The following is a 13,219-nucleotide window of genomic DNA, read 5'->3' as shown; positions in this document are numbered from 1 at the left end:
AAAAATAATTCATGGCGAAAAAGACTATAAATAATGATGACCTGTTGGCAAACATCATTAAGGGGATTGAAGAGGTAAAAGGAAATGATATCGATATTCTTGATTTAAGAGAAATAGACACGGCAGTTTGTGACTATTTTATCATCTGCAATGGTAATTCAAACACACAAGTTAACGCGATCGTTAACTCTATTCAAAAAACAGTATCAAAAGAATTGAAAGACAAGCCCTGGCATGTTGAGGGAACGGATAACGCTGAGTGGGTACTTATGGATTACGTTAACATAGTGGTACACGTTTTCCAAAAACACATCCGTGAATATTATAATATTGAGAGCCTTTGGGGTGATGCAAAAATCACTACAATCCAAAACAAATACTAAAGAAATAACTTATAATGGCTAAAGATAATAATCCAAATTCGAATAAATTCAAAGTAAGTCCTTGGTTAATTTACACTGCAATATTATTAATTTTTTTGTTTATAAGTTTTATAACTGGGGGGTCCAGCTTACAAGAACCCGCACAATTAACTTCATCTAAATTTAATAACTATTTAGAAAAAGGACAAATTGAAAAAGTTATCGTTTACAATAAAACAGAAGCCGAGGTGTATCTTAACGCAACAGCTTTGAAAGATGCTGTTCATAAAAAAGTAGCAAAAGATGTTTTTGACAGACCCAATAAAGGTCCACATTACTCTTTTGATATTGGCAATGATCAAATATTTCAAACCAAACTGGAGAAAGCAGTTGCGGAAGGAAAATTAAAAGATTTTAATTTCTTGCCAAAAAATAACTGGACTGACATACTCATCAGTTTATTGCCAATTATTATCATCATTGGTGTTTGGATTTTTATTATGAGAAAGATGTCAGGCGGCGGCGGGGGCGGTGGCGGACAGATTTTTAATATTGGCAAATCGAAAGCTAAACTTTTTGACGAAAAAACAGATATTAAAACAACATTTAAAGATGTTGCCGGACTTGAAGGAGCAAAAGAAGAGATACAAGAAATTGTAGAATTCCTTAAAAATCCTGAAAAATACACAAACCTTGGAGGAAAAATTCCAAAAGGTGCTTTATTAGTAGGGCCTCCTGGAACCGGAAAAACACTATTGGCTAAAGCAGTTGCAGGTGAAGCACAAGTACCATTTTTCTCTTTATCTGGTTCTGATTTTGTTGAAATGTTTGTAGGTGTAGGAGCATCCCGTGTACGTGACTTATTTAAACAAGCAAAAGAAAAATCTCCTGCTATCATTTTTATTGATGAAATTGATGCAGTAGGTAGAGCTCGTGGAAAAAGTAATATGTCAGGCGGAAATGACGAGCGTGAAAATACATTAAACCAATTGCTAACAGAAATGGATGGTTTTGGTACTAATTCTAATGTTATTGTTTTGGCCGCTACAAATAGAGCAGATGTTCTTGACAAAGCTTTAATGCGTGCAGGTCGTTTTGACAGACAAATTTTCGTTGATTTACCGGATATTCGTGAACGTGCAGAGATTTTCAAAGTACACTTAGCTCCTTTGAAAAAAATTGAAGGACTTGACACCGACTTTTTAGCAAAACAAACTCCCGGTTTTTCAGGTGCAGATATTGCAAATGTATGTAATGAAGCTGCTTTGATTGCCGCGAGAAATAACAAAACAGCTGTTGATAAACAAGATTTTTTAGATGCTGTCGACAGAATTGTTGGTGGTCTTGAAAAGAAAAATAAAATTGTAACCCCAGAAGAAAAGAAAGCAATTGCGATTCACGAAGCTGGTCACGCAACCGTAAGCTGGATGCTAGAGCACGCTGCGCCTTTAATTAAAGTAACTATTGTTCCGAGAGGACAAAGTCTTGGAGCGGCATGGTACTTACCAGAAGAACGATTAATTGTTCGTCCTGATCAAATGCTTGACGAAATGTGTGCAACAATGGGCGGAAGAGCTGCTGAAAAAGTAACTTTCAACAGAATTTCAACTGGAGCATTAAGCGATTTAGAGAAAGTAACCAAACAAGCACGTGCGATGGTGACCATTTATGGTTTGAATGAGAAAATTGGTAATGTTACTTATTACGATTCAACCGGACAAAGTGAATACACTTTCTCTAAACCATATTCTGAAGAAACGGCAAGAATTATTGATGAAGAAATTTCATTACTTATTGAAAGCCAATACAAAAGAGCTATTGAAATCTTAGAAGAAAATAAAGACAAGCTTAATCAGCTTGCAAATATACTTATTGAAAAAGAAGTTATTTTCAAAGATGATTTAGAAGCAATTTTTGGAAAAAGAACTTTTGATAAAAATCTAGAAGAAGTAGTCTCTTAGAAAAACACCTATAATTTAATTATTTTTAAAATCTTAATTCAAAAACCTCTTTTGAATTAAGATTTTTTTATCTTTGGACGTTTTCAAATAATAAATTAAGTAGTTTAAAAGTATATGAGTCTTTTTAGAAAATTTTTTGGTTCTATTAATCCAGCCTCTGATGAACATAAAGAGAGTGAATTTAGTAAATCCTTTACTGACAATGCTACCTCTATAGATGAAAAATTCATCTACAATTTTAAAAAAAATGGCGGTAAATTTTTATACTGTGAAAATTCAGAAGAGGTAAACGAACATTTTGAAAATATACTTGAAGAAAATGACTGGTTTGAAAGCGCGGTAATGTGTTACGACCCCACTCTTTTCAAGATTCTTGATGATAACAAACTTACTTACGGTAAAGTAGCCGATCCAAAATTTCTATTTGCAAATTGTGAAAATTTAATTGCTGAAGAGGGTTCTATTCTATTTTCTTCCAAACAAATAAAACAACACAAACCAAATGAATTACCTTCAAACATTATAATTTTAGCTACTACAAGTCAGATTCTTGCCACAAAAAGCGATGGTCTTAGTGCTATAAAAAAGAAATACGAGAGAGACTACCCTACCAATATTACTACAATAAAATATTTCGAAAAAGCAAAAGAGGAAGATTTTACACAATACGGAAGTTCAGCTAAAAATCTTTATTTATTGCTTTTAGAGGACCAATAAGATGAATGAAACCCTCAAGAGAGCGATATCTGGTGCTATTTACATAATATTATTAATAGTTTCGATATTATATTCTACTGAAAGCTTTTTCATATTATTTGGAGCTTTCCTACTTATAACTGTTTATGAATTTTGTAATTTAGTTCAGATAAACAAAGTATTTCCAATTCTGCTCGGAACAGTTTTATACAGCGCAGTAACTTTAGTAAGTCATTACAATAAAATCACTGCAGATACTATCAATCAACTATTCAATACTGATTTAGAAATTTCGATTAACATACAACAGTTAGACATCGTTCTATTAGTTATAGCATTGGTTGTATCCATAAAATGTATCCTTTTCTTATTTTATGATAACATTCAAAAAATAAGCACTTCATCAAAATACTTGTATTTGTTAGGGTATATTATCCTACCATTTGTTTTCATTACTAAAATTTCTTTTGGAATAAATGATTATAATCCTAAAATTATAATTGGATTGTTCATTTTAATATGGACGAACGATACCTTTGCTTATATTGTTGGAAAATCTATAGGTCGAACTAAATTATTAGAAAAAATATCCCCTAAAAAAACAGTTGAAGGATTTATAGGGGGAATTATTTTTGCAATTTTAGCAGGTTACCTTATCTCAAAATACTATATCAGAGCCAATCCGGAGTTTAGCGAAAGATCTATATTAATTTGGACCTCAATTGCTGTAATTGTTGGGATTGTAGGTACAATAGGAGACTTAATAGAATCCAAATTCAAACGTATTGCTGGCGTAAAAGATAGCGGCAGTATAATGCCTGGTCATGGAGGCATTCTAGATCGATTAGATAGTGTTATATTTGTAGCACCAATTATATTTTTATTTTACCAAATCTTAAACTATGTTTCATAAAGAAGGAACCCCGTCTATATTGCTAGGCATTATTTTCAGTACTGCTGTACTTTTATTGTCTGATAAATTTATTGACACCAACTGGATTAAAATGTTACTTCAAATAAGTGCATTCTTAGTGTTAATTATCATTTTGCAATTTTTTAGAAATCCAAAAAGGACTGTTATCCTTAATGAAAATCAAATTCTTGCACCTGTTGATGGTAAAGTAGTTGTTATTGAAGAAGTTTTTGAGGGAGAATATTTCAAAGACAAACGTCTTCAAATATCTATTTTCATGTCACCAATAAATGTACATGTGACTCGGTATGCCCTCAGCGGAATTGTAAAATTCAGTAAATACCATCCTGGAAAATTCTTAGTGGCATGGCATCCAAAAGCTAGTGAAGAAAACGAAAGAACTACAGTTGTTATTGAAAATGAGACATTCGGTAAAATTCTATACAGACAAATTGCAGGAGCTTTAGCCCGAAGAATTGTAAATTATGCCGAAGAAGGAATGCAAGTTATCCAGGGAACGGATGCTGGTTTTATTAAATTTGGTTCAAGAGTAGATATATTTTTACCTCTTGGAACTCCTGTCAATGTAGTACTTAATCAAAAAGCCATTGGCGGAAAAACAATTATTGCTACAAAAGGATAATGATTGAAAAAGATTTAGATACCCGATTTCAAGAAGCCTTTGAAATTGCCTCTGACATGACCCAGGCATCTTTACCTCAAGATGTCCAGCTGAGACTTTATGCTTTTTATAAACAGGCAACTTTGGGAATTTTGGATTTAAAACAAGCGTCGAACTATCATTTGAGAGATGCTTTCAAAACAAATGCATGGATGCAGATTAGCCATCTTAGTTCTGATGAAGCCAAGGAACAGTATATAGAAATTATCAACTCTCTTTTGAAAAAGTAAATTCCAAATGAAAAAAAATATTTTTTTTATATCTAACTTACTGTTACTATTATTACTATCCTGCAATAATAAAAAATTAGTTGAAGTTGTAGACGTTCCGCTTCCTACAGTTCAAGAAAAACTAGCGATGGGACTCCCTGAGGATGTCAAAGCTAACGAAGGTTCCTTCCAGTTGGAAAAATTACCTTATTCATACGATGCATTAGTCCCTAATATTTCGGTTGAGACCTTAGAAATGCATTATTCTAAACATTACTTAACATATACCAATAATTTAAATAGGGCGTTAGCAGGAACACCATTAGAAAACCTAACAATTGAAGAAGTATTAGCTAAATTAGACTTGAATGACGCTAATCTAAGAAATAATGCAGGAGGTTTTTACAACCACACGCTATATTGGGGATGCATGGCTCCTAAAGCCGGGGGGCAGCCTAATGATCTTTTAGCAGATGCGATTACCAAAAATTTTGGATCATTTGAAGATTTCACGGCATTATTCAAAAATGAATCCGAAAAATTATTTGGTTCTGGTTGGGTATGGTTAGTAGTTGATAAATCAGGTGAATTACAAATTACGAGTACGCAAAATCAAGACAATCCTTTAATGTTGAATGCATTAATATCAGGAAAGCCTATTTTGGCTATAGACATTTGGGAGCACGCGTATTATATTGACTACCAATACAAAAGAAAAAATTATATTGATGCTTTTTTCAATGTAATCAATTGGAACAAAGTTTCCGAAAATTATGATGCTGCTATAAAGAAATAGTCGTTTCACTTTTAAGATAAAATAAATGCTGCTACGAAATATGTAGCAGCATTTATTTTTTATAGAAATTAAGCTTTAAAGATCTTATTATAATTGAGTTATTTCAATTGATAAATAAATGATTCTGATGGAGCGATTGTAATTCCCGCTTTTCCTTCACCGTTAATAACTTGCAATTGAATCGAACTTTTATGATACAATTGATCCGTTAATGTATAATTACCATCTTTCAAATTCCACTTCTTAATAAGATCGGAAGGAATGTTTAGTTCAAAATTGCTAGTAGAAAGCCAAGAAAAATTTGCGACCACAATCAATTTTTGAGTATCAGACCAACGTATGAATGAATAAATTCCAGGATCATAACCTTTTGTATTATTACGATTTAAGGTTTGAATTTCTTCAAATTTTGCCATTAATGCTGAACTATTAGTTGAAAAATTAAGCAATCGTTTATAAAAATCCCGCAATTCTTTTTCGTCTTGTGTGAGTTGGCCTCCGTCAAATTTTCCTCCATTCATCCAACGTTGATGATTTGGAACTCCAATATAATCAAAAATTGAAGTTCTGGAATGTGTACCGAAACCCGCATTTTCGTTTCCTGCTTCTCCTACTTCCTGTCCAAAATAAACCATAGTTGGCGAAGTACTTATCGCAGTCGAAACGACCATCAATGGCTTTCCTTTTTGGGGTGTTCCTGCAAATTCAGCACTAGCTAAACGCTGCTCATCATGATTGTCGAGAAAATGTAACATATGATGTTCAATATCTGCCATTCCCTTTTGAATGTCTGATAATCCATCGGGTAATGCTCTTCCTTGAATGATATCTTTTAATTTATCATACGTTTCGACTTTATCATACAGATAATCCATTTTCCCCAGATGAATGTAATTTCTATATTCTTGAGGATTGTAAACTTCAGCCAATAAAAAAGCATGTGGGTTAGCCATTTTTACAGCAGAATTCATATAACTCCAAAATTCATATGGAACCATTTCCGCCATATCATATCTAAAACCGTCTACTCCTTTTGCTGTCCAATATAAAGCAATAGAACGGAATTTTTTCCAAGAATCCGGAACGTCTTTATCTTTCCAAAAATTGTAATGTTCTAGATAAGATTTGGTATCAAAACCAGCAGGAAGAGTTGGGAAATCTTTAGAACCATCTGGTCGAATTCCATAATTTACTTTTACGGTTTCGTACCAATCATTCGTATCTGGTTTTGCCATTCGAGAACCATTTCCTGTCCATTTAGCCGGGTATTCCTGAAATTTTCCGTCCACTAAAAGATTCTTTTCGCCATTTAAAGGTTTTGCAGTATTTGGAATTTCAAACCGAGTATTTGGAATATAATAGAAATTATTGTCTCTTTTATATTCAACAGAAACATCATCATCAGCACCAAAATCGTTAACCCCAACTGGATTATTCTTCCCTTCGTATTTGCGTGCAATATGATTGGGAACAATATCAATAATCAGTTTTAATCCTGCTTTATGGGTTCTTGCAATTAATCCTTCAAATTCCTGTAAACGATTTTCCGGATTCACTGCTAAATCAGGGTTTACATTATAGTAATCTTTTACTGCATAAGGAGAACCAGCTCTTCCTTTTACTACTTCTGGATCATCATTCGAAATTCCTATTGCTGTATAATCCCGAATCAAAGCATGATGTGGAACTCCGGTATACCAAATATAAGATACACCTAAATCCTTTATTTCATGTAGCGCTCTATCGGTGAAATCATTAAACTTCCCAACTCCATTTTCTTCAATGGTTCCCCAAGGTTTATTGGTGGTATTTTTATTTCCGAATAATCGGGTGAAAACTTGATATACTACAATTTTCTTGTTATCTACTGTCTCTTTCTTTTCTGCATTCATTTTTAAATCCTTTGTTTTGCAAGCAGTTGCCAATAGCACCACGCTAATCCCTGCAACTATAATTGTCTTTTTTATCATATAAAATTATTTATGCTCGTTTCAATTCGTTTTTTTAGATTAATGAACCTAATGGGCTATTGAATTTTTAAATTTAATATAATTTATAGAACGAACTTAAAATCGCTATCAATTAAAATAAATACTCTTTTTAAAACAACAACTACAACGAAAGAGTAGCGCTATTTGTTGATAACTTTAAAAGCACGGTTGTCTTGTTTTTGGTGCGTTTTTCAAGTATTATAAATAAATCCTAATATCGATTAGGATTGTAACCTTTTTCATAAATTTGACAAAAAATAAATCCATTGAAGAAATTCCTATTTTGTTGTTTAATACTGATTAGTACAAATTTGATTTTGGCTCAAGCCGCAAAAAAAATTATTGTTGAACATTCAGATTTTGCAGATGTAAATCAAGTAGAAATTCCAGATGCTTTTTTGTTGACCGGAAATGTTCGTGTTAATCATGATGGTGTGGTGTTGACTTGTAATAAAGCATATTACTTTCAAAAAGAAAATTACATAAAAGCATTTGGAAATGTACAAATCGTACAAGGTGACACCCTATTTTTAAACAGCAGATATGCGGAATACAATGGTAATGTTAAACAGGCATTTGCAACAGGAAACGCGGTTATGAGTTCTCCTGATGCGACGTTGGCTACTGACACTATCAACTTCAACAGGAATACTCAAGAAGTATATTATAATACGCAAGGTACAATTACCAATAAGGAGAACACATTAAATAGTAAATCAGGTAGATATTATGTTTCTCAAAAAAAGTTTCAATTTCTTACTGCCGTTACGATTACCAATCCAACGTATGTGATAAAATCCAATCATTTGGATTATTACAGCAATTCTGGTCACTCTTACCTCTTTGGACCTTCCACCATCACCAGTAAAGCCAATTATATTTACACTGAAAAAGGATTTTATGACACTAAAAAAAATCTGGCTCATTTTGTAAAAAAATCCTATATCAAATATGACGATAGGGTGATTAAAGGAGATAGTCTGTATTATGACCGAAACAGGGAATTTGCATCGGCAACGCGGAATGTAAAAATAACCGATTCCATTAATCGGGGAATCATCAAAGGGCATTATGCCGAATTATATAAAAAAAAGGATTCTGTTTTTGTAACCAAAAGAGCCGTGGCTGTAAACTTTGTCGAAAATGACTCCGTTTATATTCACGGAAAAAAAATGATGGTAACGGGTAAAGAAGGCAATCGAATCATTCGTGCTTTTAATAATGTACGTTTTTACAAAACGAATATGAGCGGAAAGTGTGATTCGATACATTCGAGTTCAAAAACTGCCCTGACAAAAATGATAGGAAACCCAATACTTTGGAATGGAGAAAGCCAAATTACAGGGGATGTTATGCATCTTATTGGAAATAATACCACCCAAAAACTTGATTCCCTCAAAGTACTTAATAACACCTTTTTGGTCTCCAAAGACACATTAGGAACGGGTTACAATCAAGTAAAAGGGCAAAATCTTTATGGAAAATTTGAAGAAGGAAAACTCCATGATGTTGACATTGTAAAAAATACAGAGGTCATTTATTATATGCGCAATGATGCCAAAGAACTCATAGGTATCAATAAAAATGTGAGTAGCAAAATCAATCTTATTTTAGAAAAAAATGCCATTGAGAGCATTACTTTTTTCAAACAAGTGGATGGTGACATTTATCCCGAAAAAGACCTACCTGAAAATGCCCGAAAGTTAAGAGGATTAGTTTGGCGTGGTGATGAAAGGATTAAATCAAAAGATGATATATTTCCATCTGAGGAAAATGAAGATAATGATAAAATAGCTAAAGCAACTAAAGCTGATGAAGCTAAGAAAGATGTTCCTATGAAAATTAGAAAAGAAACATTGAATTACGACAAAAAGAAAGGTAAAAAATAGTTTGCAGTGTTCAGTCGCATTTTTCAGTCTCCAGTTACAGATAACACATTGCAAATTAAAAAAACACCTTTAAAAAACTTCGAAAATTTTGCAAAAAAATTTTGCGAACTTTACGGTTAAAAACATAAAACGTGAATACCAATTTCTTAAAATACCAAGCGCAAACCTCTCCTTACCCATTGGGAATGGAAGTTTCCCATGCTTTAGGCTCCTATATTTACGACACCAATAATAAAAAATATTTGGATTTTGTTGCTGGAGTTTCCGCTTGTGCGCTGGGACATCAACACCCAAGAGTCAATCAAGCGATTAAAGATCAGCTAGACAAATACTCCCATGTAATGGTTTATGGAGAATATTCCCAAAGTCCGGCAGTCCAATATTGCAAATTATTGGCCTCACTCCTGCCCGCACCTTTAAAAAAAACCTATTTGGTTAATTCAGGAACCGAAGCCATTGAAGGCGCCTTAAAACTTGCCAGAAGAACTACAGGAAGAAGCCAGTTGATTTCTTGTCACAATGCGTATCACGGGAACACCATGGGTTCCATGAGTGTAATGGGATTTGAGGAACGCAAAAGAATTTTTCGTCCGTTGATTCCTGATGTGGATTTTATTACCTTTAATAATGAAGAAGATTTACAAAAAATAACGACTAAAACTGCAGGAATTATTTTGGAAACTATTCAAGGCGGTGCTGGGTTTATTCAGCCACATAATGATTTCCTTAAAAAAGTGCGCCAACGCTGCACTGAAGTGGGCGCGATGATGATTTTGGATGAAATCCAACCGGGTTTCGGGAGAACAGGAAAACTCTTCGGATTCCAAAATTATGATGTCGTACCCGATATTGTGGTAATGGGAAAAGGAATGGGCGGTGGTATGCCAGTTGGTGCTTTCACTGCTTCATCAGCAATGATGGATTTATTAAGTCATGACCCAAAACTGGGACACATCACGACTTTTGGTGGTCATCCTGTCATTGCGTCAGCTTGTTTGGCAACTTTGCAGGAAATTACTGAGACCAATCTGATGACTGAAGCGCTGGAAAAAGAAAACCTATTCCGATCACTTTTGGTACATCCTTTGATAGTAGATATAAGAGGAAAAGGATTAATGCTGGCCGCAATGACAAAAAGTGCCGATGTAACAAATGAAGTGATTCTCAAATGTCAAGATAAAGGACTCATTTTGTTTTGGTTATTATTTGAAGAATGTGCCATAAGAATAACACCTCCTCTTACCATTTCTGAAGAAGAAATAAGAGAAGGTTGCGACATTATCCTTGAAGTAATGAATGAAATTTTGAACAAAAATATTTAAAAATATCTCAATTGAGCGCTATTTCTTCGTCAGTTCGCTTCGCTCGTGTGCTGCTATCCTTTGCAAATGAAATTCACTGAACGCTAATAAAAATAAGAGTATTGTGAAGTAATCAGGGCTATCGCATCAGTTTAAACCACAGCTAATTTTGTTAATTAAATTGTTCACAACAATTCTAACTTTCCCTCACATTAAAAGTACGATTACCTAAATTTATTTAGGCCAAATTAAAAACAAACAGTATGCAATTAAGCAACGAAGAAGAAGACTATAACTTATCCCTGTCCAAATTTGAGTCCATGTTGAAAACCAACAAAGTTCTCTTTTTTGACTCCGAAGAATTTGAAGAAATTATTCTTCATTACATCGATATGGGTAAGGCCGCCTTGGCAAAAAAAGCACTAAAACTAGCATTGGATCAACACCCAAAATCTACAGGACTAAAGTTAGTTCAGGTAGAAATGCTTGTTTACGATGACAAACTTGAAATAGCGGAAAAGCTATTGAATGAGTTGTATGCCATCGAGCCGACCAACGAAGAAATTTATATTCAAAAAGCAAATATTTGCTCTAAAAGAGACCAACACGAAAAAGCAGTTGAGCAATTGAAAATTGCTTTAAAATTCACTGATGATTACGCCGATGTTTATAACTTAATAGGCATGGAATATCTTTTTATGGACAATCTAGAATTGGCCAAAGAAAGTTTTATTAAATGCCTTGAGGAAGATTTTGATGATCAATCCGCATTGTATAATGTTGTGTATTGCTTTGAATTTTTAGATCAAAATCAAGAAGCGATAACGTATTTGAATAAATATATTGACAAAAATCCATACAGCGAAATTGCTTGGCATCAATTGGGCCGTTTGCATTATGGGGTAAAAGAGTATGAAAATGCAATACGTGCTTTTGATTATGCTACCTTAATTGATGATGAATTCCTTGGTGCATTCATGGAAAAAGCCAAAGCACACGAACGATTAAAAAAATATGCCGAAGCAATTGAAAGTTATGAAAGAACCATCGAATTAGACGATGCCACTTCCTATGCTTTACTTCGAATAGGAAAATGTCATGAGAAATTAGGTAACAAGGCGTTAGCATTAAAATATTTTAACAAAACAGTTCATGAAGATCCCCTTTTAGACAAAGGTTGGATTGCTATTACTGATTTTTATGTTCGCCAAAAAAACTACCAGAAAGCACTCTTTTATGTTAACAAAGCATTAGCCATTGACAATCAAAATAGATTATACTGGAAGCGTTTTGCTTCTATCAACAAACAGTTGAATTTCTATGAGGAAGCAGAATTTGGTTATAGAAAAGCGGTGGAATTTGGTGATTATCAACTAGACACTTGGTTATTTTGGGTTGACATCCTTAAGTTTTTGGGTGAATTCGAAAGCGCAATACAAACCTTATTACAAGCTTCCGAATATTTTCCGGAAGAAAATGAAATTGAATATCGTTTGGCTGGACTATACTTTATGATTCAGGACAATACAAAAGCGAAATTTCACTTGAGCAACGCCATGAGATTAAACTTTGAAAATTATATTATTATTGAAGATTTATTTCCAGTGGTTTGGACCAGAAAAACGGTGCAAAATTATATCACAAAACATAAAAAATTGTAATGATTGAAGTAGTAAGAAAACGTTTTGGTTTGCTGGGAAGAAATATTCATTATTCCTTTTCGAAAGGATATTTTACAGATAAATTCAATAGCGAAAACTTTGAAGGTTGTACGTATGAGAATTTTGACATTCCCGAAATAACGGCGTTTAATGATATTATAAAAAATACACCTGACCTAAAAGGTTTAAATGTTACAATTCCATATAAAGAAACAGTAATTCCTTTTTTAGATAAACTTTCAAAAAAAGCCGAATCGATTGGTGCTGTAAATACGATAAAAATTACCAAAAAAGGAAAACTGAAAGGCTACAATACCGATTATTATGGTTTCAAAAAATCGTTGGCGCCCTTGTTGCGACCACATCATAAAAAAGCTTTGATTTTAGGAACAGGAGGCGCTTCAAAAGGGGTGGCATATGCATTAGATGAATTGGGTATATTTTACACTTTTGTATCAAGAGAAGCAAAGGAAAATGTAATTGACTATAATAGAATTAATGCCACTACATTTGATAATTACCAATTAATTATCAATTCGACTCCTGTAGGCACAAGCCCTAATATTGATGCGTTTCCAGCAATTCCATACGAATACTTTACGGAGAAACATATTGCTTTTGACTTGATATATAATCCAGAGGAAACGCAATTTCTTAAAAAAGCGAAAGCCCACGGAGCACAAATAAAAAATGGTTTGGATATGCTAATTTTTCAAGCAGAAAAAGCATGGGCAATCTGGAATAAATAATATTAAATC

General features: G+C 33.5%; 12 protein-coding genes. 11 read left to right on the top strand and 1 reads right to left on the bottom strand.

Annotation, left to right across the window (positions count from 1 at the left end; translation table 11 throughout):
• Positions 1-11 precede the first annotated feature (11 nt).
• The 7 genes from rsfS to ACFX5D_RS06360 all read left to right on the top strand — a co-directional run bounded on the left by rsfS (position 12) and on the right by ACFX5D_RS06360 (position 5,619).
• Positions 12-383, top strand: coding sequence for a ribosome silencing factor (gene rsfS, locus ACFX5D_RS06390; RefSeq protein ID WP_073207166.1), 372 nt, complete (start codon positions 12-14; stop codon positions 381-383).
• Positions 384-397: 14 nt separating this feature from the next.
• Complete coding sequence (ftsH, locus tag ACFX5D_RS06385) at positions 398-2,323, top strand: ATP-dependent zinc metalloprotease FtsH (RefSeq protein ID WP_379857398.1); 1,926 nt, start codon at positions 398-400, stop codon at positions 2,321-2,323.
• Positions 2,324-2,437: 114 nt separating this feature from the next.
• Positions 2,438-3,040: a lactate utilization protein B/C gene (locus tag ACFX5D_RS06380; protein ID WP_379857397.1), complete on the top strand. Its 603-nt coding sequence runs from the start codon at positions 2,438-2,440 to the stop codon at positions 3,038-3,040.
• 1 nt (position 3,041) lies between these two features.
• Positions 3,042-3,932, top strand: a complete 891-nt coding sequence (locus tag ACFX5D_RS06375; protein ID WP_379857396.1) for a phosphatidate cytidylyltransferase — start codon at positions 3,042-3,044, stop codon at positions 3,930-3,932.
• Positions 3,922-4,575: a phosphatidylserine decarboxylase family protein gene (locus tag ACFX5D_RS06370; protein WP_379857395.1), complete on the top strand. Its 654-nt coding sequence runs from the start codon at positions 3,922-3,924 to the stop codon at positions 4,573-4,575. The genes ACFX5D_RS06375 and ACFX5D_RS06370 overlap by 11 nt, the downstream gene beginning before the upstream one ends.
• Positions 4,575-4,844: an acyl-CoA-binding protein gene (locus ACFX5D_RS06365; protein WP_379857394.1), complete on the top strand. Its 270-nt coding sequence runs from the start codon at positions 4,575-4,577 to the stop codon at positions 4,842-4,844. The genes ACFX5D_RS06370 and ACFX5D_RS06365 overlap by 1 nt, the downstream gene beginning before the upstream one ends.
• A 7-nt stretch (positions 4,845-4,851) precedes the next feature.
• The gene (locus ACFX5D_RS06360) at positions 4,852-5,619 is read left to right on the top strand and encodes a superoxide dismutase (RefSeq protein ID WP_379857393.1); all 768 of its coding nucleotides are present in this window, start codon (positions 4,852-4,854) and stop codon (positions 5,617-5,619) included.
• Positions 5,620-5,717: 98 nt separating this feature from the next.
• Here ACFX5D_RS06360 and ACFX5D_RS06355 read toward each other — a convergent pair whose 3' ends face one another.
• Entirely contained in the window at positions 5,718-7,589 is a 1,872-nt protein-coding gene (locus ACFX5D_RS06355; protein WP_379857392.1) for an alpha-amylase family glycosyl hydrolase, read from the bottom strand.
• A gap of 287 nt (positions 7,590-7,876) precedes the next feature.
• Between ACFX5D_RS06355 and ACFX5D_RS06350 the strand changes: the two genes are divergently transcribed.
• From ACFX5D_RS06350 to ACFX5D_RS06335, 4 genes are all read left to right on the top strand, one after another.
• Positions 7,877-9,499 (top strand): OstA-like protein, encoded by a 1,623-nt coding sequence (locus ACFX5D_RS06350; RefSeq protein WP_379857391.1) that lies wholly within the window; start codon positions 7,877-7,879, stop codon positions 9,497-9,499.
• 131 nt (positions 9,500-9,630) lie between these two features.
• Positions 9,631-10,821: an aspartate aminotransferase family protein gene (locus ACFX5D_RS06345; RefSeq protein WP_379857390.1), complete on the top strand. Its 1,191-nt coding sequence runs from the start codon at positions 9,631-9,633 to the stop codon at positions 10,819-10,821.
• 242 nt (positions 10,822-11,063) lie between these two features.
• Positions 11,064-12,461: a tetratricopeptide repeat protein gene (locus ACFX5D_RS06340; protein ID WP_379857389.1), complete on the top strand. Its 1,398-nt coding sequence runs from the start codon at positions 11,064-11,066 to the stop codon at positions 12,459-12,461.
• A complete protein-coding gene (locus tag ACFX5D_RS06335; protein ID WP_379857388.1) occupies positions 12,461-13,210 on the top strand; it encodes a shikimate dehydrogenase family protein in 750 nt (249 codons plus the stop codon). Before ACFX5D_RS06340 ends, ACFX5D_RS06335 begins: the two co-directional genes overlap by 1 nt.
• Positions 13,211-13,219 lie beyond the last annotated feature (9 nt).

Origin of the sequence: Flavobacterium fructosi (assembly GCF_042787335.1) — a bacterium.
Taxonomy (GTDB): domain Bacteria; phylum Bacteroidota; class Bacteroidia; order Flavobacteriales; family Flavobacteriaceae; genus Flavobacterium; species Flavobacterium fructosi.
This window is presented reverse-complemented; position numbering and strand designations above follow the sequence as displayed.